The sequence below is a fragment of the Gordonia malaquae NBRC 108250 genome, assembly GCF_000344135.1.
GTDB lineage: Bacteria > Actinomycetota > Actinomycetes > Mycobacteriales > Mycobacteriaceae > Gordonia > Gordonia malaquae.
Window position 1 is genome coordinate 19,265 of the sequence record NZ_BAOP01000001.1, and the last position, 24,068, is coordinate 43,332.

Below are 24,068 nucleotides of genomic sequence, written 5' to 3' on the forward strand. Positions count from 1 at the left end.
GACCAACTCCACTCAGACGTCGCCGACGACGTTGATCCGGTTTCCCGCCGGATCGGCGAACACCGCGAAAGCCATCGCGATCTCGGGTATCTCCACCCGCCCCGGCAATGACCGCCCCACCTGCGGCCTCCACCTGCGCCAGCGTGCCGTCGATGTCCGAGACTCGGATCACCGGCCGCGGTTCCCGAAGATCCTCGCCGCGCGGGACAATCTCCCCGTAGATCGCTCCGGGCCGTGGCTCGTTCGCATACGCCGTCTCCGGCGACCAACCGAACACACGTCCGTAGAACTCCCAGACGCCCTCGACGTCGTCGGCCGGGATCTGGAGCCACGTCACTAGATTCTGATCCATACCGCGATGCTAGCGACCTGAACCTGGCGAGTGCGCGCATCAGGAGGAGTCAGCATTCGCCGATTACACGAGGTCCTTGACCTTCATCTGCAGGTGGACCTCAATCCGAAAACTGGTACACCACGACATTCCGTAGCGGATACACATCTGAAAAGCAGCACCCGCCGGATCACGGCCCCAACAGGGCGAGCGGCACCACGGCGACGCCGTCGGATCGCCGATAGGCAGTAGTGCCGGTCGTCACCACGACGAGATCGGCCACTCGATCCGGCAAACGGTCGCGCAGCCACACGAGATGACGGACGTCTCGCGCGGTCACTTCGGGTGAAAGCTTGACCTCGACGCCCACGATTCGGCCATCAACGCCTTCGACGATGAGATCGACCTCGCGGTCGCCTCCGAGGAGGCGAAGATGACTCACACGCGCTTCCGCGGCCTGGGCCATCACCCGCACACCCAGCGCCACAAGCGATTCGAAGAGCGGTCCGGCCATGTGCGCCCCGACCGACCCGAGCAGCGAGTCTGCCGAGAGGCTCAACAGTCGCGCGGCCAGCGCAGGATCGGCGAGCTGATGTTTCGGGGCCTGCTGAAGTCGGCTGATCGCATTGTTGACCGGCAACCACCCCGGGATCGGGTCCAGCAACCACAGCTGACTCAGGTGGTCGCGATAGGCGATCGTGGTGGTCTTTGCCGGCTGAGTGCCGTCCCCGCCGGTCGCGGCGTCGAGCAGCTTTGAATACGCGGTCGTCGTCGACGACGCTGCTGCGTACGCTGCCATCCAACGTCGCAGCGTCTCGGGCCTGCGAACAGTGAAGCCCAAGTCGGGAAGGTCCCGGTCTACGACTCGTTGCAGATAGGCGTCGAGCAGACTTCGGCGGAGTCTCGGCGTCGCGGTCATGATCCCCGGAAAGCCGCCACCGACAATCGCGTCCGCATAGTCTCTGATCGCGAACTCCGTTCGCCCCGCGACCTCCGCTGTCCCATTCAGGAGACCCACTAGCGAAACCGTGGGATCCACAACTCCGCGCTCGTGCAAACCCATCGGACGCATCCGCAACGAGAGGATTCGCCCTGCGCCACTGTGCGTACCCGCAGTGTCCTTCGGAGTCGCGGAACCTGTGAGCACGAAGCGGCCGGGTGGGGCTCCGGCGTCGACCTGTCGTCTCACAGAGTCCCAGACCTGAGGGAGCTTCTGCCACTCATCGATCAAGACAGTGCCGCTCGACAATGACGAGAGCGCGAAATCTGCTCCGACGACTTCACGCTGCGCCGGATCGTCGAGGTACAGCGCAGTAGTCGCACGGCGACGCGCGGTGTCGGTCTTGCCGACACCTTTGGGACCGTCGAGCGCAATCGCGGGTGCAGCAGGAAGCAATTCATCCAGCTCGCTGTCCACGGTCCGGTCCAGGTACTTCACGAGTTCTACGCTACCGTTTACGGGATATATACACTACCGAACACGGTATCTGAGCGATACCTCTTACGGCCACGCGAGGGACCGCAGGAGCTGCAGCAGCGAGTCAGATGTCATAGTGCACCGCTAGCGTGGCGACATGAATCCGCTGACTGAGCACGTCGATCCAGCCTTTGATTTCGGATTGGACATCCACATCCACGCCTCTGAGGACGACGCTGGCGTGCTCAACCGATTCAACGCATGCTTCTTCATCTACGACGACGATCAGACCGTGGGCAGACTCACCGGATGGATCGGCTGGCGCGTGCTGGACGAAGACCTCGCAGACGCGGCGGATGAGATCAGCGCCGACTCGTCGCACATCGGCTACGTCGCGGCCCAATTGCTAAAGGACCAGGACGACTCCTGGATCGAAGACGTCGTGCTCCTCGACCGGGTCTGGATCGCGCCCGAGTTTCGACAGCGAGGCCTTCTCGGCGAGTTGATCGACCGACTAATCCGAGAGCTTCGTCTTCACATTGACGACTGCTTCGTCGTGACCGAACCGGAACCCCAGCAGGAAAGCGGAGGTCCCTACCCCGACGGGCCACAACGCGACAAAGCAATGAATGGCCTTCTGAGATCACTCAGCAATGCCGGCTTCGCAGCCTGGAAGGACAGCGTTGTTTTTTGGCGTCGAGCGGAACGACCCTGAGTTCACGCCATCCGTCGGGTGCCGTGAGCTGTGGCAAACAAGGTCAGAAACTACTTCGAGGTCTCCAGGCGCCGGCGGATGGAGAGGTCACGGAACCCAACAAGGCCGTCACGAGAGCAACTGCCAATGGCACTGCCGCCAGAAGCAGCGCCTGCCAGATACTCCATCTCGGCTACTGCTTCACACCAGACGTCGGGTCAGACGTTGAAGCGGAACTCGACCACGCGCAGCGAGGACCATGAGCCTCAAGCAGGCCCAGCCCTGGTGCAGCTGTATTCACAGTTCAAACGACACTTCCGCCGAAGGTTGCCGGAACGCGTGAGGCCCGACAACTACGTCATCGTGCAAATGCCACGGCTCGAACGCCCACTGCGGGAGAATCGAGGCGTGATGATAGATCCCAGTGCTGCACGCACCTTCTGGAAGGCGCTCATGGACAACGCCTCCGCGCTCATCTCCGACGCGCACGCGCTGCTCGAACTGGGCTCGTTTGGCCGGGCTCGGTCCCTCACCGTGCTCGCGCAGGAAGAACTGGGCAAAGCACTGTGGATTTACGAGTCGTTCGAACAGTCCTGGAGCACGGGCTCTGAGAAGGCGCGCGAGGTGCCTCGGCTGTCGGCCGACGGCCGCCGCCACACGGTCAAATATATGGAAGCCTTCGTCTTCGGCCAGGAGCTGGCCGCATTCTGGGGCGACTACAACTCTTACGAGTTCCCGAAGGACCAGTCGCAGGAGGGCTGGAAAGCGCACTTCGCGACGAAGCGACGCGAAGCCGAGGCCGCGGGAAAGAGAGCCAACAACGAGAAGATGGCTGGGTTCTACGTCGATATGGACCGCCCGGGAGACACCGTCCTCTCCCCCGCCGACGTCTCGTCGGGAACCATCGCCGAAGATCTGCAGACCGCGGCGAAGGTCGTCGAAATGCTCCTCATCAAGGATCACAGCCGGATGAAGCTCGAGGCCACGACGCCCTACGACAGCACGCACGAACTGCAGCACAGGCTCCTGCCGATCTCTCACCCGGAGGACTGGGCCGCGGCCTCACAGGAGTTCAAGGATGGCAACTACCTCAAAGGCAGTGCGGACTGAACGAGAGTCTCTTCACTCTGCGGGGTCAGCGGCTCCGCCCTCGCGATAGTCACCCGCGTCCTCGATCACTTGAGCCTCCACAGGCGGACCGCGCTCCATCGAGCCTCCTATGGACCATCGATACCATCGTCAGCACTTCTAACAGCTCGTAGTCGCTCACCGACCGCTTCAGTCGCGGGTCGTGCGCCGTGGGGTTTCGGTAAAGTCCGCCGAGCCCCTTGATCAGGTTCGCAAGTCCCGTTTGCTCGTCGCGCTCCGTCTGCGTGCCCAGCGAGTTAATGGCGAGCGCCGGCACACCAGTCTTACCGAGGGCGAGTGCGGCGTCGACGAGAGCCGCGCCGTCGCCCTGAGCCCCAGCGTCTGCCCGCAGCCTGTCGAAGATGCTCTTGGTTGCCTCCAGGCAGGCATGGAAGTGCGCCTTCTTCAGCACCTCGATTGAGCAGTACCGCAACACCTCGGGATGAGCGTTCCTGCGCTGCAGCTCGTCGCGGATCGAAGTCGCGATACGAGTCGCCTCGTCCAGGGTCTGCGCTCGTGCACCGCGAGCGACCTGGCCTTTGTCGTTGACGCGCAGCCCGACGAAGGCCATGTGCTCGTTGAGGCTGTCCTGCCGCAGTGTGAAGAGCTCGGGGCGATCCCGGTAGCGGACGGGCTCCATAGCGGCGACGATAAAGGTGATGATCCGGTTCGAGTTCTGGTCCCGATTCTGCCGTGCGACGAATGCCTCGGTCAGTCGGTCGCGTTTTGTCGCGTTTGGCAATGGGTCGCTCATGTTGAGCCGGGCGAGCAGGTCGCCGATCTCCCCGCCGGTCAAACCGTTCTCTGTTTCGGCCAGCACGGCGGCGACGGATTTCAGAATCCCGTACGACCACGGAGGGTTCGGTTTGGCCACGTCAGATCACCACGTATTCAGGACCCCGAACGGTCAAGTGTCTGCTGACCGGACTTCTGCTCACCGCCCGCCGCTCCTCAGTCTCGAAACTTCACTAACAGAGAGTCGAACTTTCTGCATAGCCTCTCCACGAACGCGACCCAAGTCCTCACGCCGTTGATGTTCAACGCCCCTGGAGTGGACCCCTTGTGAACGATCTCGCCACGCACCTCGACGAGCGTTCCGATGTCCCTCATCACCTTGGAGTTGCTGTACCCCTGCCAACTCACCTTGGTCAGTGGCTCATATCCGAGCACCTGTTTGTAGAGGGTGATGACACCGTCTGTACTTGCAGTGTTGAACCCGTACTTGCCGCCGTTTCCATCAAGCCTCCGCGCAAGCTGGTTCCGCACCTCGTCGACCCAGCCGTCGCCAGCGAACGCCCACGGGTCGGTCTTCGCATTGCCAGCCACCCAGTCCCTGAGCGCCTGCGGGAGCGTCTGGGCTTCATGACGATTCAGCAGGTCCTCAACCGTCTCCCTCAGCGCCTCTTCCACGTAGACCTCCCAGGCGGTGTAGCAGAGAGCAACGCACGCTCTAAGCAGTGGATCAACCCCGGGAACGGCCTCCGGGCGCCCCGGACCGGTTAGCTTGGACGCCGGATGGTGTTCCAGCAGCGACCGCACATCTTCGAGTAACGAGTCACTCGCTTCCAGTGCAGTCAGCTCGACTGTCGTTCCGGTCACTTCTTGCCACCAGATGGCACCCCGCTGCGGAACTCGACCACGTCGCCGTCGGCCATGACGTAGTCCTTGCCTTCCATTCGGACCTTGCCCGCGGCCTTGGCGTCGTTCATCGAGCCGTGGGTGTCGAGGTCGTCGAAGGAGACGATCTCCGCCTTGATGAAGCCCTTCTCGAAGTCGGTGTGGATCACGCCGGCCGCCTTAGGAGCGGTGTCGCCCTGACGGATCGTCCACGCGCGAGCTTCCTTGGGGCCTGCCGTCAGGTAGGTCTGCAGGCCGAGGGTGTGGAAGCCTGCGCGCGCGAGCTGGTGCAGACCGGCCTCGTCCTGGCCGATCGACTCGAGGAGTTCCTTAGCGTCGTCCTCGTCGAGTTCGAGCAGTTCGCTCTCGACCTTCGCGTCGAGGAAGACCGCGTCGGCGGGAGCGACGGCGGCACGGAGCTCGTCTTTTCGCGCGTCGTCGGTGAGCACACCCTCGTCGGCATTGAAGACGTACAGGAACGGCTTCGCGGTCAGCAGGTGCAGCTCACGGACCGAGGACAGGTCGAACTCGCCCTTCACCGAGAACAGCGTCTTGCCGTCGTTCAGGTAGCCTTCGGCCTTCTTCGCGGCATCGAGCAGGACAGCGAGATCCTTGTTCTTGCGTGCATCCTTCTCCAGGCGCGGCAGCGCCTTCTCGAGCGTCTGCATGTCGGCGAGGATCAGCTCTGTCTCGATCACCTCGATGTCGGCGAACGGATCCACACGGCCGTCGACGTGCACGACGTCGTCGTCGGAGAACACGCGGACCACCTGGCAGATCGCGTCAGCCTCGCGGATGTTGGCGAGGAACTGATTGCCCATGCCCTCACCGACCGAGGCGCCCTTCACGATGCCGGCGATGTCGACGAACGACACCGTCGCAGGAAGGATCCGCTCGCTGCCGAAGATCTCTGACAGCCGCGTCAAGCGGGCGTCGGGCAGTTCGACCACGCCGACGTTGGGTTCGATGGTCGCGAACGGGTAGTTCGCGGCCAGCACGTCATTACGCGTCAACGCGTTGAAGAGGGTCGACTTTCCGACGTTGGGCAGGCCGACGATTCCGAGGGTAAGACTCACGGGAGGTCAGTCTATCTGGCGCTCGGCGGCCTTCGCCGCCGCCTCGGCGTCTTCCTCGGCTATCTGTTCACCCGCGGCCTTCCCCACCTGCTCCAAGATGTACCGCAACGCGACTGCGAGGCACGACGCAGCGGGCACCGCGAGGAAGGCTCCGGTGATGCCGTACAGCGATCCACCGAGCGTCACCGCGAGCAGCACGATCACCGCGTGGAGGTCCATCGACTTCGCCTGCAGCCACGGCTGGAGGACGTTGCCCTCCAGCTGCTGCACCACGAGGATGATCGCGAGCACGATCAACGCCTTCGTCAAACCGACCGAGACGAGCGCGATGAGCACGGCGAGGGCGCCCGCAACGAACGCACCGACGATCGGGATGAAACCGCCGATGAACGTGATGACGATCAACACGCCGGCCAGGGGGACGTTCAGCACGAGAAGACCGATGCCGATCAACGCGGCATCGACGAAGCTCACGATCGCCTGCGTGCGAATGAAGCCGCCGAGGGTGTTCCACATGCGCATCAGCACCTCGCCGATGTGCGAGGCGCCGTGCTTGACGCCCATGGTCCGATTGAGCCACGGGATGAAGCGTGGCCCGTCCTTGAGGAAGAAGAACACGAGCACGGCCGTCGTGAACAGCGTGACAAGGGCAGAGGTCGCGACGCCGACACCGTTGAAGACACCCGACGCGATCGTCGACGCACTCTTCTGCAGCTTGTCGGTGATCTCGTCGACCATCGACGAGATCTGCTCGTCGCCGACGTTCAGCGGCGGGCCCTGCGCCCAGTCCTGAACCTTCTTCACGCCGTCGACGGCGGAGTTCGCGAGCTCCGGGGCCTGATCGACGATCGACGGGACGATGAGTCCGATAACGCCCGCGACCACACCCAGCCCGAGCAGGACCACAAGAACCGTCGCCGCTGCCGCCGGCACGCCTTTGCCGCGCAACCAGCGAACGGGAGGCCACAGCACTGTCGACACGACGATCGCGAGAATCACCGGCAGCAGGACCACCCAGAACTTCGCGAGCAGCACCATCAACGCGTAGAGGAACGCGAGGACGAGGAGCATCTGCAGGCAGACCGTCGCCGTCGACCTCAGCCCGGCCAGGAACACCCGACCGCGTGTCGGGTGCCGACCCTCGCTCAGATCGTCGGCCGCAGGGGTTCCGGCCTGGTCAGCTGGCTCGTTCTGCTCGGTCACGCCCACATCGTCACACAGACCCCTGACAAAAGCCGGGCGGCGCACCGTCATGTCTGTTTTCCGCTAGACACGGTCCTCGTCGCACCGGCATCGTGGAGTGGTGATCAGCACAACACCCCGACCGCCGCGGCTCGACTTCGACAGGTGTTACCGCGCGCTCGCCGCCCGGGACACCCGGTTCGACGGTCAATTCGTGACCGTGGTTCACACCACCGGCATCTACTGCCGGCCGTCGTGCCCGGCGCGGACCCCCAAGCCCGAGAACGTCGACTTCGTCCTGACGGCGGCGGCCGCGGCCGTGCGGGGATTTCGCGCATGCCGGCGTTGCCTGCCGGACGCGACTCCCGGCTCACCGCTGTGGAACACCGACGCAGACCTCGCAGCCCGGGCGATGCGGCTGATCGCCGACGGTGTGGTCGACCGCGACGGAGTCGGTGGGCTCGCCGCTGCTCTCGGCTACACCGAACGCCACCTCAGTCGGGTCTTGACCGCCGAGCTCGGCGCGGGCACGGTGGCGCTGGCACGCACACACCGAGCGACGTCGGCGCGCATCCTCCTGACCGGTACCGACATGTCGATCACCGACGTCGCCTTCGCTGCGGGATTCTCAAGTGTTCGACAATTCAACGACACGATTCGTGAGATGTACGCAGCCACACCGACAGCCCTTCGCGCCTCCGTCAAGAACGGATCGCCACGGAGGTCGACGGCAGGCGACGGGATCTCCCTCAAACTCCCGTTCCGCAAGCCGTACGACGCCGCCTGGACTCAGTACGGGCTCGCATCGCACGCAGTGCCGGGCCTGGAGCATTGGGACGGAACGACGTACCGCCGCAGCCTGACACTTCCGCACGGTCCGGCAGCGGTGCAGCTCACGTTTCACGACGACCACATCGCGGTCCGCTTCGATCATCTCGACATGCGCGATCTCGGAGCCGCGGTCAACCGCATCCGCAGGCTCTGCGATCTCGACGCCGACCCGGTCGCCGTCGACCGCATGCTCGGCGCCGACCCGATGCTCGGTCCGCTCATCGCCGCGAATCCCGGCATCCGGATTCCCGGAAGCGTCGACGGCCCAGAGACGCTGATCCGCGTGATGATGGGCCAGCAGGTGAGCGTCAAAGCCGCACGCACCCGGATCGGAGCCCTGGTGGCGGCACTCGGCGAACCGCTCCCGTGGGACGACGAACATCTGACCCACCTCTTCCCCGCCGCCGACGCGATCGCCGCCGACGGCCCGCGGGTCCTGACCGGACCCGCCCGCTCGATCGCGGCTATCACCGCGGCCGCGCACGCCTGTGGACAACACATGGAACTGCATGCGGGGGCCGATGCGTCCAACTTACGAGCGGACCTGCTGCGCCTGAACGGCGTCGGCGACTGGACCGCCGACCAGGTGATCATGCGAGTGACGGGCGATCCGGACGTCCTCACCCGATCCGACCTGGTGATCGATCGGGCTCTCGCCGACCTCGGTGCGGCCGCGGAGATCACCGCGACATGGCGCCCCTGGCGGTCGTACGCGTCGATGCACCTGTGGCGCAGGCAACTCGCTCACTTGATCGACGAACCACAAGGAGAACTCTCATGACAATCACCTCTCAGACGCTCGGCTGGGCCGGCGTAGACACCCCGGACGGACGTTTCACTGCGATCTTCGACGAGGACGGCGTGGTGTACGCATCCGGATGGACCGACGACCCCGCATACCTGCACAACCTCGTCGCGCCGTCGTTGCGCGGCGACGCATTGGAGGACCGCGACGGGCGCGAGGTGATCGCAGCCGTCGAGGCGTACTACGCGGGAGACCTCGACGCCCCGTCGCGCATCCGGGTCCGCCAGACGTCGGGCCCATTCCTCACCGCGGCGTGGGCCGCCCTCCGCCAGGTGCCCGCGGGGCCTCCGGTCACCTACACCGAACTCGCCGAGCTCGCAGGCAACCCGGCGGCGATCCGCGGCGCGGCATCGTGCTGTGCTCGAAACGCCGCAGCACTGTTCGTGCCGTGCCACCGGGTGGTCCGAATCGGCGGAGCACTCGGCGGCTTCCGCTACGGGCTGGACGTGAAGCAGTCCCTGATCGACCGCGAGGTCGCCGCCGCAGCAGCCTGACCTGCAAAGGCGACGAAATTGTCAGAGGCGGGGTCCATGATGGCCGCATGACTACGACAGCAGCCGTCATCGGGCCCGTCTGCCTCGTCATCGGCGCACTTCTCGGGTGGTGGGCACGCGGTGCGGCGGGTCATCGAGACGTCGGTGCACCATCGGCCGACATAGTCGCGCCCCTGCGCGACACGCTCGGACAGTTGTCCGACGAACTGCGTCGATCCGAACACAACCGGGTCCACGCGTTCGCCGGCCTGAGCGAACAGGTTCGTGGGATGCAACTGACGTCGCACCGCCTGCACGAGCAGACGGCGCGCCTCGCGGGTGCTCTCCAGGCCCCGCAGATCCGCGGCAGATGGGGCGAGATCCAGCTCGAACGGGTCGTCGAGCTGTCCGGGATGTCGCGGCACTGCGATTTCTCGACGCAGGTCCACGGGCAGACCGCCGACCGGGTGGTCCGCCCGGACATGGTCGTCCACCTCGCGGGCGGGCGAACCATCGTCGTCGACGCCAAGGTGCCGCTGCAGGCGTTCCTCGATTCGACATCGGCCGGCATCGCTCCCGAAGCTGCTCGCGACAAGGCGGTGCGCCACGCCCAAGCAGTCCGCGCTCACATCAACTCCTTGTCGGCGAAGGCCTACTGGTCCGCGCAGACCAGTTCCCCCGAGTTCGTCGTACTGTTCCTTCCCGGCGACGGCGTGCTCGACGCCGCGATGCAGCACGATCCCGAGTTGCTCGACTACGCCTTCGCCCGCGACATCGTTCTCGCGACACCGGGCACCCTCATCGCATTGCTGCGGACCGTCGCCCTCGGCTGGCGTCAGCACGCGATGGCCGAGGACGCCGAGCAGATCCAGACGCTCGGTCGGGAACTGTACCGGCGAATCGACCAGGTCCTCGGCCATCTCGACAAGGTCGGGTCGGCTCTCCGACGATCCGTCGAGAGCTACAACTCGGCGATCGGCGCGGTGGACACCCGGCTGGGCGTCACCGCTCGAAAGTTGTCGGAATTGGAGGCACTCGCCGTGTCCACCGGACAGACGACGTCTGACCGGACCCGACTGAAACCAGTGGACTCCACGGTGAGATCCGTGTCACCGCGCACATAGTTTTCAGGAAACTCACGGGCTCGGATGAGGTGGGCGAGCACGCACAACCGGTAACGTCTAAGTGTGTTTCCCCGATCGCTCGCAGGCTCGGCCCTGCCCGCAGACCAGCAGTCCGTCATCCCGTCGGTCCGCGGTCTGCCCTGGTGGGGTGCCGTCCTCGTCGCGACGAGCTTCACTGTGGTCGGAGCCGTCATCAGCGCGGACTCGACCCCTCCGCTTGGCCGAGTCTTCAAGGTCTTCCTGGTCGTCGGCGTCGTGCTTGCTGCGCTCGCCGTCCGGCGGCGGGCATTGTTCACCGCCGCGGTACAGCCTCCGCTGATCGCTTTCATCGTCGGCATCGTGGCCCTGTTCAGCCAGCATGAGGGCGGCACCGACAAGAAGACGATCATTCTCAAGGTGGTCCTCCCGATCGCGACCGCGTTCCCGTGGATGGTCATCGCGTTCGTCGCGGCTCTGCTCGTCGTGCTTGTGCGACTGTTCTTCACAGGCCCCGAGAGCAAGCGGCCGTTCGGCGGTGTGGAGGGTCTCAAGAAGCGACTCGCAGGCGGAAAGGCAGCCAAGCCCGCCCCCGCCAAGCGGAAGCCGACGACCGACCGCACCAGCACCACCAAGGCCAGGGAGGACTCCCGACCTCAGAAGCCCGGCCGCGCACCCCGCTCGGCAGCGCCCTCCGAAAGAGTCCCGGCCAAGGCCGCCGCTAAACCGGCACCGCAACCGCAACGCCGCCGCCCGACACCCAAACCCGCACCTGCCGAACGCACTCGGGCCACGCCCCAGAAGATCCCTGCGTCGCAGCGTCGGACGGCCGGTCAGCAGCTGCGTGAGCGCGGCCAGATCGAAGACCTCGCGGCCGGGCTCGACGACTGAACCGAGCAGTTCAGACGTTCGAACAGAGCCACCGCGCGAGGTCGCGAGCAGCCGCGTCGACGACCTTCGGCCAGTCCATCGCGGTGTCGTCCGCCTGGTCGCTGACAACTTTCACCAGGGTCAGCGGAATGTTGTAGGCATCGCAGACGTGAGCGAGAGCGGCGCCTTCCATGTCGACCAGATCAGCTCGCGCCGCCAACACCGACCGGTGAGCCGCATCGGTGACAAACGTGTCACCGGTCGCGAGAACAGTCCCATCCCCGCCAGTGATCTCCCACCGGTCCGTCATCGGATAGCCGATGGCGGTGAGCTCGGCGGAGCTGATGTCGTGCTCGACGACAGCCGATGGCAGGTACAGACCTGCGTGGTGATCGTGCAGAGCACCCGCCGTCCCGATGTTGACGACCGACGTGTGACTTCCGCGCTCGAAGGCTCGCGTCAACGCGATCGTGGCACGGACCTTGCCGATGCCGGTGATCAGCACATCCATGCCCGCCGGAACATGCGCGGCCTCGGCCTTCGTCGCAGCGACGACGAGCAGCGACACGTCAGTCGACCTGCCCGACACCCGACAGGCGCGAGAGATGATCGAAGCGATTGTTCGCGATCCGCATCGCAACCTCGTACGGCAGCGCGAACTTGCGTGCCCACCAGTATCCGAACCGGACATCGAAGGACGTGTACACCATGTACTTGTTCTTGGTGACGCCGCGGATGATCGCCGCAGCGGCCTTTTCCGGAGTCACCGCGATCTTGTGGAATCCGTCGACCTGCTTGGCGACTCGCGGGTCGCTGCGATCGAGGCCGACGATCTCCACCGTGCCGACGAGCGGTGTGGCGACGCCGCCCGGGCAGACCAACGAGACACCGATTCCGTGCCTGCGCAGGTCGTATCGCAGTACTTCGGAGACTCCGCGGATACCGAATTTGCTCGCGCTGTAGGCGCTGTGCCACGGCAGAGCGAGCAGACCCGCCGCCGACGAGACGTTGACGAGCTGGCCACCGCTCCCCCGCCGGACCATCTGGGGGACGAAGCACTCGATCACGTGGATCGGGCCCATCAGGTTGACGTCGACGATCTTGCGCCAGTGGCGATGCTGCAGGTTCTCGACGGTACCCCACGCCGAGATGCCCGCGACGTTCATGACGACATCCATCACCCCGACTTCGGCGTCGACGGCGCGCGCGAACGACGCGACCCATTCGTAGTCGGAGACGTCGCCCGCCGAGTGGTACGCGACCACACCGCCCTGCCCGGCGACCTCGGCGACGACCTCGTCGAGTGCGTCGACCTGGAGGTCGGTGAGCACGAGTCGGGCGCCCTCACGGGCGGCGGCCACCGCCGTCGCCCGTCCGATGCCGCTCGCTGCACCGGTGATGAGGACCGTCCGTCCGCGTAGCGACGGAACGGGTGTGCGGACCCAGAACAGTTCGCGGACAGCGGTCAGGCGTCGACCCAGGTTGAGACCCATGCCACTGAGCCTACTCACGGCCCGCGGCGGTCAGATCGGGAGCTTGCCGCCGAACACCGCGTAAACGACGGAGAGGATCGCTTTGAGGACGTCGGCGGTCACGTCCTGACCCTGCGTCATCAGGATGCGCTGTGCCTCCTGGGGACTCTTGGCCTTGGTGATCTGGTCGATCAGCGGGCCGATGGCGGCGAGGCCCGCGAGGTCGACGCCAGATGCGGAGTCGTCGGCCGGAGCCTTCTGATCGGAGGGCGTCACTCCGGTGTTCGAGTTGTCGGTCCCCGGCGCTGGAACCGGCGCGGTCGGGTTGGCCGACGCGCCCTTGCCTCCGACGTACGAGGTGATGCCGTTGGTGATGGCCACGGCGTAGCGCGCCGCGCCCTGCGGCGACGCCAGAGCTGCGGCCTCCACCGGGTCGGACAGGTTGCCCATCTCGACGAACACCGCGGGCACACGAGTGAGGTTGACCGCGGCGATGTCCGAGCGGGTCTGGATGCCGTCGACGGCGCCGGCGTAGTTCGCCGGACTGAATCCGGCGCTCTTGAAGGCGTCACGCATGGTGTTCGACGCCTTGCGTCCCTCACCCGACTGAACCGAGTCGACGGCCTTGTCGGGGATCGGCAGCGTCGGCACGATCATGTGGAAGCCGGTCTTGCCCGCATCTGCTCCAGTGCTGGTCGAGTCGGCGTGCAGGCTGACCGCGACGTCGGCGCCTGACCGACTGGCGGCCTCGGCGCGTTCGTCCACGCAGCCGCCCCAGCCGGTGTCGTCGTTGCGGCTGAGGACGACGCGGGCGCCCTTGCTCTCCAGCGCGGCCTTCACCAGCTGGGCGACGTCCCAGTTGATGGTGTGCTCGGCCTTACCCGTGACCGACGTGGCACCGGTGGTCTGGCACTCCTTCGTGCCGCCGCGACCGTCGGGAACCTGCTTGCCGAGGTCGTGGCCCGCCGCCGAGCCCTGATGTCCGGGATCGAGGAAGATTGTCTTGCCGGTCAGCGCCTTGGCGGTCGGAGTCTTCGGCGCGGCATCGGAGTTCGGTGCGACAACACCGAGCACGAGGGTCGTCGAGGCGACGAGCGAGGCTGCCGCGATTGCTCCGCGGCGAACACGTACAGCGTTCATCGGCGCTGGTTCCTTCCATACGACACATCAGTAGTCACACTGATCACTTGCGTAACAGTGAACCAGTAGTCGAGGGTCGCTGTCGAACGGGAACTCTTCGCGATCGGAAATCGTTAACGTGCCGTGACCAGACCACTCGATTCATCCGAGAAGCACGAGAAGCCCGGCATGTTCTCGCGTCTCGGCGCCAGGTACCAGCACCTTCGGCACAATCATCGGTATGGATTCGTCCTTCGATATGTGACGATCACCGTGGGAATCCTCGTCACCGCGGCAGGCGTGGTGGCCATCCCGTATCCCGGCCCCGGTTGGGCGATCGTGTTCCTCGGCCTGTTGATCCTGTCGCAGGAGTTCGAATGGGCCGCCCGTCTCCGCCACTGGATCATGTCCAGGCTGACCGAGTTCTATCGCCGTTTCATCGACGGCAACCGTCTCGCGCAAGTGGCCCTCGGCATCGCGACCTGCGCCATCGTCCTCGCCACGCTCTGGGTGACCAATGCACTCGACCTCGCAGCGGGCTGGGTCGGCGTGGAGGCCGCCTGGCTGAACTCGCCGATCTTCTGACAGCGGAGTCAGGCGAGGTGTCGCGTGAGATGCAGAATGCCGTGCTCGTCGTCGGCGTCACGACCGAGCACTCCGGCGAGGGCCGCCTCCGCCGATGCGACGTCGAGCCCTGAGCCGATCACCACGAGAGACGTCGCGGGTCCAAGGTCGCCCCACGGTTGCCGCGACACCCGGACGACGCCCCCGACTGCTTGGATCACATAGGCCTGGTCGGCGTGACCGGGAAGGTCGACCAGAACGGTGCCCTTGATCCGGTACGCCCCGGCCGGCGGACGTTCGAGGAATCGTGCAAGGCGGCGCGGGTCGACGGGACCGACTCGGTCGAGCGACACCGACTCGAACTCGGCGTGCAAGTGCGAGTGGTCGTGGTGGTCGTCGTGCAGCAGTTCGTCGAGTGAGAGCTGCCGCGGGCCGTCGTCCATCGGGCGGTCCGGAGCATCGTCGAAGAGCAGGCCCGGATCGATCAACGCATCGCTGACGCTGATCAGCGACGCCGTCGAGTTGACTTCGCGGACCACGTCGCGGACGCGTGCCATCTCGTCGCCGTCGACCAGGTCGGCCTTGTTCAGAACCACCAGATCCGCGACGGCGACATGCCCGCCCACCATCGGATGTCCGGCAATCGTCGAGAGGAACTGCGAGGAGTCGATCACATAGACGAGCCCGCCGTACGACGCCGTGGCCGACCGGGCTGCCAGCACCAGTCTGATGAGTGCAGGCGGCTCGGCGATTCCGCTGGCCTCGATGAGTATCGCGTCGAGGCCGACCTCGGCGGCCGAAAGAGCTGCGATCGCGTCCCCGAGACCCTCGGCGTCGGTCGTGCAGCACATGCATCCCCCCGGGAGGCTGACAGTTCCACCCGACGCACCCGACACGAGCAGAGAATCGATGTCGACCGAGCCGAAATCGTTGACGAGCACGCCTATTCGTCGACCGCCCGCATTCCGCAGAACATGATTGAGCAGTGTCGTCTTACCCGCGCCGAGGAATCCTGCGAGGACGACCACCGGGATGTGACGCTCGTTGCGACCAGTCACGTGGCGCAGCTGACACACAGAACCGCCAGGTCCCGGCCGTCACGATCGGGGTGATTCACCACATTCGACGTCGGTTCGCCGCATTCGACACACTTGCCGATCACAGCGGGCGAACCGAAATCCATAGTCATTCTCTTGTCGAAGACATAGAGCGACCCTTCCCATAGCCCGGAGTCTGCGAACCGCTCGCCGTATCGGACTATTCCACCGTCGAGTTGGTACACCTGAGAGAATCCCCTGTTGACCATCAGGGCGCTGAGGACCTCACAACGGACACCGCCGGTGCAGTACGTGACCACCGGCTTGTTCTTCAGGTGATCCAGTGCGCCGCTCTCGAGGAGTGGAATGAAGTCCCGAGTGGTGTCGATGTCGGGAACGATCGCGTCCCGGAATCGACCGATCTGAGCTTCGATGGTGTTTCGACCGTCGAGAAATGTCACCTCGTCGCCACGCTCGGCGACGAGTTGGTGGAGTTCGTCCGGCGACAGATGCGTGCCTCCTCCGATCACCCCGTCGGAATCCACCCGGATCTCGTCCGGGGCGCCGAACGTGACGATCTCTGGTCGCGTCTTGACCGAGAGTCGAGGGAAGTCGTCCCCCACTCCGTCTGACCATTTGATGTCTGCGTTCTTGAACGCGGGGTACCCGCGGGTCGCTTTCACGTAGCGTTTGACGTCGCGGATGTCGCCACCCACTGTTGCGTTGATGCCGTGGGATGACACGATGATTCTGCCGCGCAGGCCGAGCGAGGAACACACGGAGTGCTGCCACAGGCTGATGGCCTCCGGGTCGGGCAGCGGCGCGAACACATAGAACAACACGATTTTGGGAGTCGCCACAGTGCAAGGGTACGGATCCCGCGGCGCGATCGTCAGCGTCGCCCTCTTCGGAGCGCTCAGCGTCACACTCTCCGGCTGCAGCCTGCTCAGCGAGAACGCCGGACCGAACCGGATCGTCATCCCGAGCACCGACGAGCTGTCGACGGAGACCAAACCCGCGTCGATCTCGGCGACAGCGGCGTCCCGATCGAACGACAACACGGTGCCGTCCGAGTGGAGTTACGAGCGGGTCATCAAAGGCGCTCCGCGAGTGAGCAATTCAGACTTCCACGAGGGTGCGACCACTGAGGACGGCGAACGTCAAGACGTGTCGGGTTATCACTTCTCCTCATCGGATCGCAGCATCAGGTGTTCTACCGGGAACAATGGGGCCGATGCGCTCGTCTGTTTCTCCGACGATGTCGAAGGCCCCCTCCAGGCGCCTGCAGGTGAAGACGCGGCGTGCAAATGGGACCGAAACCTGGTTGTCCTCTCCGGCGAAGGCGTAAGCGAGGGAGGATGTTCGAATCGCTATCCGGTGCTCTACCGCACCCCGACGATCGCTCCGGGATCTGCCATCACCATCGATCGCTTTGCGTGCCTGTCGGATGCCGAAGGTCTCTATTGTGTCGAATCCGGTTCCGGTTCCGGATTCTCGGTGACGTCGGACGGATTCACCTCGATTCGCGCCGCGGATAGAGCGCCGGAATCACTCACCGGGGTAACCGACCAATCATCCGAATCACCGTCTGCCTCCTCTTCGACGATCGTCCCGACGCGCTGAAAGTGTGTAGAGTAGGCGCTGAATAGCAGCCTGAATTCGCGGTGAGAGGAAACCAATGGCAAAGAAGACCGTCATCAAGATCGTCGACGACATCGACGGCGCAGAACTGGACGATAACGAGTACGAAACCGTCCGCTGGAGCATCGACGGCAAGAACTACGAATTCGACACCTCGCCTGCCCACGCCGAAGAATTCCGCGATCACGTCGCAACCTACGTTGCGGCATCGCGCGCGGTGAGCCGTGGACCCCAGCGCCGCACCGCCGCTGCAGCACGACCGGCCGCGAACACCCGAGTGATCCGCGAATGGGCGAATGCGAACGGCTTCACCGTGAGCGATCGCGGCCGAATCCCCGCCGATGTCCTCGCCGCCTACGAAGCCGCCAACTGACACTGCGCTGTAACGAACGAACGCCTCGAACCAGTCTTGGTTCGAGGCGTTCTTCTGTTCACCCACTCACGGTCAGGCCTGCGCGGCGATGAGCCGATGCAGCCATTCCACAAGGAGCGAGGTCTCAGGTCTTCCGAGAATCGACGGATCCGTTGACGCGAGGCGCGCGACTCGGAGCACCGCGTCCCGGTCGTCGGTCGACGCGGTCCCGGCCCCGGTGATGCCCGCGAGTACCGCATCCCGAACCGCCGCAGACAACTCCGGATCGGGTCGGCCCTGAATGATCTGCCGCAACGTGACGCCGATATTGGTGGCCAGCACATGCGCCGCGGCCTGCTCAGCAGAGACCACGAGCGACCCCTGCGCCGCTGCCCGCTCAGTGATCCCGCGCAGGAGTTCGGTCGGCCGCGCCTGAGCCGCGGGCGCGTATCCGGGCCGCACCTTTCCGTACATCAACGTGTAGAAGCCGGGGTTGGCCAAGCCGAACCTCACGTGTGCATCCCAACCGTCACGCAGGTCGAGGATCGGGTCCCCACTCGGCTCGGCGGCCCCTTTCTCCGCCAGATACAGGTCGAATCCCCGCTCCACCACGGCGTCCACGAGACCCTGTTTGTTGCCGAAGAAGTGATAGAGGGTCGGCATCCTCACCCCCACCCGATCGCACACCTCGCGCAGCGAGAAGTCCTCACCGGGTGACGACGCGATGAGGTCGGCTGCCGCGTCCAGCAGCCGTTCCCGTGTATCGCCTCGCGAATTCTCTGTCATGCCGCTACAGTAGTCCTGTATCAACGATATGTTGATACATACCAACGCTATAGGGAGGCTGCCATGCAGAAGCGAACACTCGAGGGACAGGCCGTACTCGTATCCGGTGGAGGAAAGAACCTCGGAGGTCTGATCAGTCGGCAGGCCGCCGCGGCCGGAGCCGACGTGGCGATCCACTACAACAGCGAGTCGTCGCGGGCCGAGGCCGAAGCGACGCTGGCCGCCGTCGAAGCGTCCGGACGCACCGGCGTGCTGCTGACCGGCGATCTCACCGATCCGAGTGCGGTGACCCGACTGTTCGACGACGCCAAAGCGGCCCTCGGTCGGATCGACGTCGCCGTGAACACCGTGGGCAAGGTCCTCCGCAAGCCGATCGCCGATACATCCGAGTCCGAGTACGACGAGATGTTCGACGTGAACTCGAAGGCCGCCTACTTCTTCATCAAAGAGGCCGGCCGCACTCTGAACGACGACGGAAAGATCATCACCATCGTCACGTCGCTGCTCGCCGCCTTCACCGACGGATATTCGACATACGCGGGCGGAAAGAGTCCGGTGGAGCACTTCACGCGTGCCGCCGCGAAGGAGTTCGGCGGTCGCGGGATCTCGGTCACCGCGGTCGGCCCCGGCCCGATGGACACTCCGTTCTTCTACGGTCAGGAGACACCCGAACGTGTCGCCTTCCACAAGTCCCAGGCGATGAACGGGGAGTTGACGAAGATCGAGGACATCGCTCCGATCGTGGAGTTCCTCGCGACCGACGGCTGGTGGATCACCGGCCAGACGATCTTCGCCAACGGCGGCTACACCACCCGCTGACACCCACAGATGAAGGGAGACACCATGACGAGCGAGATTCCTGCCACCGTCACCGAGTTCATCACCGCGGTGAACAGACACGATGAGACGGCCGTGCTCGACGCCTTCACCGACGACGGCTTCGTCGACGACTGGGGGCGGATCTTCCCCGACCGCGCGTCGATCAAGGCGTGGAGCGACGTCGAGTTCATCGGCGCGAACGGCACCATGACCGTCACCAGCACCGCCGTCGATGAGAACACGGTGACGGTCATCGCCGATTGGCGCAGTTCTCACGCCAACGGCCTGTCGTCGTTCGTGTTCGATGTCGCAGGCGACAAGATCGCGTCCATGACGATCCGCGAGGGGTGATCTGAAACTCGGGGTTTCGCGTCACCCTGACTTTAAGTCGTCGGGCCGGACGACAGGACCGCTATTCTGACGAACCATGACTGTCCTCTCCTCGGCCCGACGACACCTGTCGTCGTCGCCGTCTCGACGCCTGTGGTTGCCACTGCTGATCGTGGTGCTGCTGATCGGCGCTCTGACCGCCTGCGGTTCCTCGTCCGATTCGAGCGACGGTGACGACGCCGGCCTGTGTGCGCCTCCCGGTGTGAACAGTGCGTCCGCGGCACCGACGAACCTCGCCAAGAGCGCTCAGGCGCCCGACAAGTTCACAACGGCGAACGTCACCCCGCTCGACCAGATCAACACGTCGGACCTCGGGCTGATCAACAACGGGAAGATCATCGTCGGCACTCTCGGTGACGCACCGCCGAGCATCTGCGTCAACAACGACAAGCAGTACACGGGCATGGACAACGAGATGCTCCGTGCGATGGCCGACAAGCTCGGCCTGCAGGTCGAGTTCGTCGGCACCGAGTTCTCCGGCCTCCTCGCCCAGGTCGCGGGAGGACGGTTCGATGTCGGCTCGTCGTCGATCACCACGACCGACGAGCGTCGGAACACGGTGGCCTTCACCAACGGCTACGACTTCGGGTACTTCTCGCTCGCAGCCAAGGTCGGGGGCCCGATCAAGGGTTTCGGCGACCTCAGCGCGTCGACCCGCATCGGCGTGGTGCAGGGCACCGTCCAGGACGACTACGTCGTCAACACGCTGAATTTGAACCCGGTGAAGTTCCCCGACTACGCGACCGCGTACGCGAACTTGAAGTCGGGCCAGATCGACGCGTGGGTCGCGCCGAGCCAGCAGGCCGAGGGCACTGTTCAGCCGTCCGACGGCATCGGCATCCTCGAGAACACCTTCAGCATCAACAACTTCACCGCCTGGGCCGTCAACAAGGGCAACCCGAAGCTGGTGGAGGCGCTGAACAGCGCCCTCGACGCGATCATCGCCGACGGCACGTGGGCCAAGCTCTACCAGGACTGGGCGCCGCGGACTCTTCCCGCCGGCTGGAAGCCCGGGTCGAAGGCCGCGCCCGCGCCGAAGCTGCCTGATTTCGAAGCCATCGCGAAGGCGAACGAAGGCAACAAGGAACAGGCTCAGGAAGTCGCCCCGAAGGGCACGCTCGCGCAGTTGGGCGAGACGTTCTTCAACGGAGAGGCGTTCCGCAAGGCGATTCCCGACCTGTTCACGACCGGCCTCCCGAACACCCTGAAGATCGCGTTGACATCCGGCATCATCGGCACCGTGCTCGGCATGCTGCTCGCCGTCGCGGGCATCTCCCGGACTCGCTGGCTGCGCTGGCCGGCCCGGGTCTACACGGACATCTTCCGCGGCCTGCCCGCCGTCGTCGTGATTCTCATGGTGGGTCTCGGATTCGGCCCGGTGGTGCAGAACCTCACGGGCGGCAACCCGTTCTGGCTCGGGTCGATCGCCCTCGGCCTGCTCGCGGCCGCCTACATCGGTGAGATCTTCCGGTCCGGCATCCAGAGCGTCGAGGCAGGGCAAATGGAGGCGTCCCGCGCGCTCGGCTTCTCCTACAGTTCGTCGATGAACCTCGTGATCATCCCGCAGGGCGTCCGACGTGTGCTTCCAGCCCTGATGAACCAGTTCATCGTGCTGATCAAGGACTCGTCACTGATCTACTTCCTCGGACTCACCGTGCTGCAGCGTGACCTGTTCGCGGTCGGCAAGGACTTCAACGCAGGCAGCGGCAACCTGACACCGCTGCTCGCCGCAGGCCTGCTGTACCTGATCCTGACTGTTCCGTTGACGCACCTGGTCAACTACATCGACAAGCGCCTGCGCGTCGGAAAGGCCTGATTCCTCGTGAGCACATCAACCACTCCGCTCGCGGCCACCGACGCTGCGGTGTCCCTGACCGGCAAGGACCTTCACCTCGCATTCGGCGACAACAAGGTGCTGCAGGGCGTCGACATCCAGGTCGACGCCGGGACGACGACCACCGTGATCGGCCCGTCCGGGTCGGGCAAGTCGACTCTCCTGCGCGTCCTGAACCGACTCCACGAACCGCAGCAGGGCGACATCCTCATCGACGGCCGCTCTGTCCTCGGCGACAACCCCGATGAACTGCGTCGCCGCATCGGCATGGTGTTCCAGCAGTTCAACCTGTTCCCCCACAAGACGGTGGCGCAGAACGTCGCCCTGGCACCGCAGAAGCTGCGCGGACTCAGTAAGGACGAGGCGTACGCGCTCGCCCTCGAACAGTTGGACGCCGTCGGTCTCAAGCACAAGGCCGACGTCCGACCCTCCACACTCTCCGGTGGTCAGCAGCAGCGTGTCGCCATCGCCCGTGCACTCGCGATGCGGCCCCAGATCATGTTCTTCGACGAGGCCACCAGTGCGCTGGACCCCGAACTGGTGAAGGGTGTCCTGTCGTTGATGGCCGAACTGTCGAAGGAGGGCATGACGATGGTGGTCGTCACGCATGAGATGGGCTACGCCCGCGACGTCTCCGACAACGTGCTGTTCATGGACGAGGGCAAGGTCGTCGAGACCGGGACGCCGGAGAAGTTGTTCAACGCCGCCGAGAGTGAACGCCTTCAGACGTTCCTGTCGCAGGTGCTGTGATCTGGGGCGTTCACCGCACGGCCGCGGTGAACGCCTCCGACCGGTAGAACGGCGCGAGCCTGCGTCGAAGGGCCGCTTCGATGAAGCCGTGCCTGTCGATCTGCGCGATCACGTGCGGGCCGAAGCGGAGCGCCTCTTCGACGAGGTCGTCGTAACCCACGCCCAGTTCGGCGAGGAGTTCGTCGAGAGGCGTGTCGCCGTACGCCTCGAACACTTCGTCGACGCCTTCGGACAGGAGCGCCGCGAAGTAGTCGGTGTCGCGGAACGTCCGCCAGAACTCGAAGATCAGGACGACGACGTCTTCGACGTCGCCCGGTTCGACGAGAGTGCTCATCTCGCCGATGCTCTGATCGGCATTCGCCGCCCAGAGATCGCGGATGGTGGCGACGACGAGTTCGTCGGAGTCGGCTTTGTTCGCTTGCAACACGAATCGAGCGCCGCGACGCGTCACGTTCTCGACCGTCCCGTCGACCAACCGCCCGAGCTTCTCGGGCAGTCGTGACGAATCGACGGCGCGGTGCATCACGTCGACGGCGGCGTCGACTGTCGCCGGGCTGTCCAGGATCCGCTCGACGAGGCGTCGGGTGATGCCGAGGTCGGCGACGCCGGTGGCGAGGTCGTCGAAGTGTTTGCGATCGATGATGTCCGAGAGTCGGAGGTCGTCGTTCCGCGAATGCGCGTACAGCCGGGCCGCGACCTGCCCGACGAGTTCGGGGATGGCGCCTTCGACGGGGAATGCGATCGCGTATTTGTGGGCGACTGCTTTGATCATCTCGCGGGACACCGCTTGCGACAGCGTCAGGTGCGACGCGTCGGCAAGGAACGACGTGATCTCCTCGCGCGCCAGTTCGGTGAACGCCTGCGGATCGGTCAGCTGGCCTCGCAGGTACTCGACCTGCGCCTCGAGGAGCCGGGCTGCCAGGTCGTCGGTCATGCCTGAACTCTACCCAGCAGGCCCGTGAGCACGGTGACGACGCCGTGCTCGACGTTGGACGGCGCGCGGTGGCGGGCGGCGGCGGCGACCGTCGGGTGCGCGTTGGCCATCGCATACGAGCCGGCGGCCTCGTCGAGCATCTCGAGATCGTTCAGGTAGTCGCCGAACACGACGGTCTCGTCTGCGCTCACGCCGAGTTCACGCTGGAGACTGCGCACACCGACGGCCTTGTTGACGCCCTGCGCCGTGATGTCGATCCAGTGCTCCCCCGACACGACCAGGCTGTGGTGTTCGCCGAGCGGCGCCAGCACGTCGCGCGCGGTGGCCGCGGCATTCCCGAAGTCGTAGATCGCGATCTTCACGACGCCTTCGGGGTGCGCGGCGAGATCGTCGACGAGAGCGAGCTCCGCGCAGTACTCGGCAGCGTGCACGGCGAACGCCGGGTCGTCCGACTCGACGATCGCGCCGGCCACTCGACACAGGATCGCGCGGATGCCGCGGCCTCCGGCGTTGGCCTCACGGATGGTGTGGACGACGCTGGCGACGAAGTCGGGTTCCATCGTCGTCGAGTGCAGGAGTTCACCGCGGTGCATCGTCACGCCGCCGTTCTCGGCGACGTACGACAGGGTGTGCGGCACTGCATCGAAGAGCCTTGCGAGGCTTTGGTACTGCCGGCCGCTGGCCGGGACGAAGGCGATCCCCCTGGCCGTCATCTCATCGAGTAGCGGCCAGAATCCGTCGGGGACGTCTCCGTTCTCGTCGAGAAGTGTGCCGTCCATGTCGCACACGACGAGCCGGACTCCATGGGACGAGCCGCCGCCGTCCGCTGTGCTTCCTTCCACGTCT

Annotated in this window: 26 protein-coding genes; 13 read left to right on the top strand and 13 right to left on the bottom strand. The window is 65.1% G+C overall.

Going from position 1 to position 24,068, the window contains the following annotated elements; translation table 11 throughout:
• Positions 1-521 precede the first annotated feature (521 nt).
• Positions 522-1,769 (bottom strand): ATP-binding protein, encoded by a 1,248-nt coding sequence (locus GM1_RS00125; RefSeq protein WP_008375663.1) that lies wholly within the window; start codon positions 1,767-1,769, stop codon positions 522-524.
• Between the two features lie 136 nt (positions 1,770-1,905).
• Here GM1_RS00125 and GM1_RS00130 point away from each other — a divergent pair, with 136 nt between their 5' ends.
• Together GM1_RS00130 and GM1_RS00135 are read left to right on the top strand one after the other, a co-directional pair.
• On the top strand, positions 1,906-2,463 hold the full coding sequence (locus GM1_RS00130) for an N-acetyltransferase (RefSeq protein WP_008375665.1): 558 nt from the start codon (positions 1,906-1,908) through the stop codon (positions 2,461-2,463).
• A 318-nt stretch (positions 2,464-2,781) separates the two neighbouring features.
• Positions 2,782-3,552: an AbiV family abortive infection protein gene (locus GM1_RS00135; protein ID WP_008375668.1), complete on the top strand. Its 771-nt coding sequence runs from the start codon at positions 2,782-2,784 to the stop codon at positions 3,550-3,552.
• A gap of 49 nt (positions 3,553-3,601) precedes the next feature.
• Here GM1_RS00135 and GM1_RS00140 read toward each other — a convergent pair whose 3' ends face one another.
• The 4 genes from GM1_RS00140 to GM1_RS00155 all read right to left on the bottom strand — a co-directional run bounded on the left by GM1_RS00140 (position 3,602) and on the right by GM1_RS00155 (position 7,517).
• Complete coding sequence (locus tag GM1_RS00140; protein ID WP_008375670.1) at positions 3,602-4,444, bottom strand: TIGR02391 family protein; 843 nt, start codon at positions 4,442-4,444, stop codon at positions 3,602-3,604.
• Between the two features lie 77 nt (positions 4,445-4,521).
• Positions 4,522-5,169 carry a HEPN domain-containing protein gene (locus GM1_RS00145; RefSeq protein ID WP_008375672.1) on the bottom strand — a complete coding sequence of 216 codons (648 nt, stop codon included), beginning with the start codon at positions 5,167-5,169 and terminating at the stop codon, positions 4,522-4,524.
• A complete protein-coding gene (gene ychF / locus GM1_RS00150; RefSeq protein ID WP_008375674.1) occupies positions 5,166-6,263 on the bottom strand; it encodes a redox-regulated ATPase YchF in 1,098 nt (365 codons plus the stop codon). Before ychF ends, GM1_RS00145 begins: the two co-directional genes overlap by 4 nt.
• Positions 6,264-6,269: 6 nt before the next feature.
• Positions 6,270-7,517 carry an AI-2E family transporter gene (locus tag GM1_RS00155; protein WP_008375675.1) on the bottom strand — a complete coding sequence of 416 codons (1,248 nt, stop codon included), beginning with the start codon at positions 7,515-7,517 and terminating at the stop codon, positions 6,270-6,272.
• A 49-nt stretch (positions 7,518-7,566) separates the two neighbouring features.
• Between GM1_RS00155 and GM1_RS00160 the strand changes: the two genes are divergently transcribed.
• The 4 genes from GM1_RS00160 to GM1_RS21445 all read left to right on the top strand — a co-directional run bounded on the left by GM1_RS00160 (position 7,567) and on the right by GM1_RS21445 (position 11,545).
• Positions 7,567-9,057 (top strand): AlkA N-terminal domain-containing protein, encoded by a 1,491-nt coding sequence (locus GM1_RS00160; RefSeq protein WP_008375677.1) that lies wholly within the window; start codon positions 7,567-7,569, stop codon positions 9,055-9,057.
• Positions 9,054-9,575 carry a methylated-DNA--[protein]-cysteine S-methyltransferase gene (locus GM1_RS00165; protein ID WP_008375679.1) on the top strand — a complete coding sequence of 174 codons (522 nt, stop codon included), beginning with the start codon at positions 9,054-9,056 and terminating at the stop codon, positions 9,573-9,575. Before GM1_RS00160 ends, GM1_RS00165 begins: the two co-directional genes overlap by 4 nt.
• A gap of 47 nt (positions 9,576-9,622) precedes the next feature.
• Entirely contained in the window at positions 9,623-10,678 is a 1,056-nt protein-coding gene (locus GM1_RS00170) for a DNA recombination protein RmuC (RefSeq protein WP_040519151.1), read from the top strand.
• A 63-nt stretch (positions 10,679-10,741) separates the two neighbouring features.
• Positions 10,742-11,545: a DUF6542 domain-containing protein gene (locus GM1_RS21445; RefSeq protein WP_008375682.1), complete on the top strand. Its 804-nt coding sequence runs from the start codon at positions 10,742-10,744 to the stop codon at positions 11,543-11,545.
• Positions 11,546-11,555: 10 nt separating this feature from the next.
• On the opposite strand, the gene GM1_RS00180 is transcribed toward GM1_RS21445, so the two are convergent.
• From GM1_RS00180 to GM1_RS00190, 3 genes are read right to left on the bottom strand one after another with little or no spacing between them, the layout of a single operon-like run.
• Positions 11,556-12,092, bottom strand: coding sequence for a nucleosidase (locus tag GM1_RS00180; RefSeq protein ID WP_008375684.1), 537 nt, complete (start codon positions 12,090-12,092; stop codon positions 11,556-11,558).
• Position 12,093: 1 nt separating this feature from the next.
• Entirely contained in the window at positions 12,094-13,017 is a 924-nt protein-coding gene (locus GM1_RS00185) for an SDR family oxidoreductase (RefSeq protein ID WP_008375686.1), read from the bottom strand.
• 30 nt (positions 13,018-13,047) lie between these two features.
• A complete protein-coding gene (locus GM1_RS00190; RefSeq protein WP_008375688.1) occupies positions 13,048-14,136 on the bottom strand; it encodes an N-acetylmuramoyl-L-alanine amidase in 1,089 nt (362 codons plus the stop codon).
• Between the two features lie 123 nt (positions 14,137-14,259).
• On the opposite strand from GM1_RS00190, the gene GM1_RS00195 reads away from it, so the two are divergent.
• Positions 14,260-14,700, top strand: coding sequence for a TIGR02611 family protein (locus GM1_RS00195; protein WP_008375691.1), 441 nt, complete (start codon positions 14,260-14,262; stop codon positions 14,698-14,700).
• Positions 14,701-14,708: 8 nt separating this feature from the next.
• On the opposite strand, the gene GM1_RS00200 is transcribed toward GM1_RS00195, so the two are convergent.
• A complete protein-coding gene (locus tag GM1_RS00200; protein WP_040519182.1) occupies positions 14,709-15,737 on the bottom strand; it encodes a CobW family GTP-binding protein in 1,029 nt (342 codons plus the stop codon).
• The gene (gene trhO / locus GM1_RS00205) at positions 15,734-16,576 is read right to left on the bottom strand and encodes an oxygen-dependent tRNA uridine(34) hydroxylase TrhO (protein ID WP_008375695.1); all 843 of its coding nucleotides are present in this window, start codon (positions 16,574-16,576) and stop codon (positions 15,734-15,736) included. Before trhO ends, GM1_RS00200 begins: the two co-directional genes overlap by 4 nt.
• 1 nt (position 16,577) lies before the next feature.
• Between trhO and GM1_RS00210 the strand changes: the two genes are divergently transcribed.
• Both GM1_RS00210 and GM1_RS00215 read left to right on the top strand, forming a co-directional pair.
• The gene (locus GM1_RS00210; RefSeq protein ID WP_008375696.1) at positions 16,578-17,339 is read left to right on the top strand and encodes a hypothetical protein; all 762 of its coding nucleotides are present in this window, start codon (positions 16,578-16,580) and stop codon (positions 17,337-17,339) included.
• Positions 17,340-17,394: 55 nt separating this feature from the next.
• Complete coding sequence (locus tag GM1_RS00215) at positions 17,395-17,730, top strand: histone-like nucleoid-structuring protein Lsr2 (RefSeq protein WP_008375698.1); 336 nt, start codon at positions 17,395-17,397, stop codon at positions 17,728-17,730.
• A gap of 72 nt (positions 17,731-17,802) precedes the next feature.
• Here the strand turns inward: GM1_RS00215 and GM1_RS00220 are convergent, their stop codons facing one another.
• Entirely contained in the window at positions 17,803-18,495 is a 693-nt protein-coding gene (locus tag GM1_RS00220; RefSeq protein ID WP_008375699.1) for a TetR/AcrR family transcriptional regulator, read from the bottom strand.
• Between the two features lie 63 nt (positions 18,496-18,558).
• Between GM1_RS00220 and GM1_RS00225 the strand changes: the two genes are divergently transcribed.
• From GM1_RS00225 to GM1_RS00240, 4 genes are all read left to right on the top strand, one after another.
• A complete protein-coding gene (locus GM1_RS00225) occupies positions 18,559-19,314 on the top strand; it encodes an SDR family oxidoreductase (protein ID WP_008375700.1) in 756 nt (251 codons plus the stop codon).
• 24 nt (positions 19,315-19,338) lie between these two features.
• Positions 19,339-19,665 carry a nuclear transport factor 2-like protein gene (locus GM1_RS00230; protein ID WP_008375701.1) on the top strand — a complete coding sequence of 109 codons (327 nt, stop codon included), beginning with the start codon at positions 19,339-19,341 and terminating at the stop codon, positions 19,663-19,665.
• Positions 19,666-19,741: 76 nt separating this feature from the next.
• Positions 19,742-21,520: an ABC transporter substrate-binding protein/permease gene (locus GM1_RS00235; protein WP_008375702.1), complete on the top strand. Its 1,779-nt coding sequence runs from the start codon at positions 19,742-19,744 to the stop codon at positions 21,518-21,520.
• Positions 21,521-21,526: 6 nt separating this feature from the next.
• Complete coding sequence (locus tag GM1_RS00240; RefSeq protein ID WP_008375703.1) at positions 21,527-22,288, top strand: amino acid ABC transporter ATP-binding protein; 762 nt, start codon at positions 21,527-21,529, stop codon at positions 22,286-22,288.
• Positions 22,289-22,298: 10 nt separating this feature from the next.
• On the opposite strand, the gene GM1_RS00245 is transcribed toward GM1_RS00240, so the two are convergent.
• Complete coding sequence (locus tag GM1_RS00245) at positions 22,299-23,222, bottom strand: hypothetical protein (RefSeq protein ID WP_008375704.1); 924 nt, start codon at positions 23,220-23,222, stop codon at positions 22,299-22,301.
• The gene (locus tag GM1_RS00250; protein WP_008375705.1) at positions 23,219-24,064 is read right to left on the bottom strand and encodes a Cof-type HAD-IIB family hydrolase; all 846 of its coding nucleotides are present in this window, start codon (positions 24,062-24,064) and stop codon (positions 23,219-23,221) included. Before GM1_RS00250 ends, GM1_RS00245 begins: the two co-directional genes overlap by 4 nt.
• Positions 24,065-24,068 lie beyond the last annotated feature (4 nt).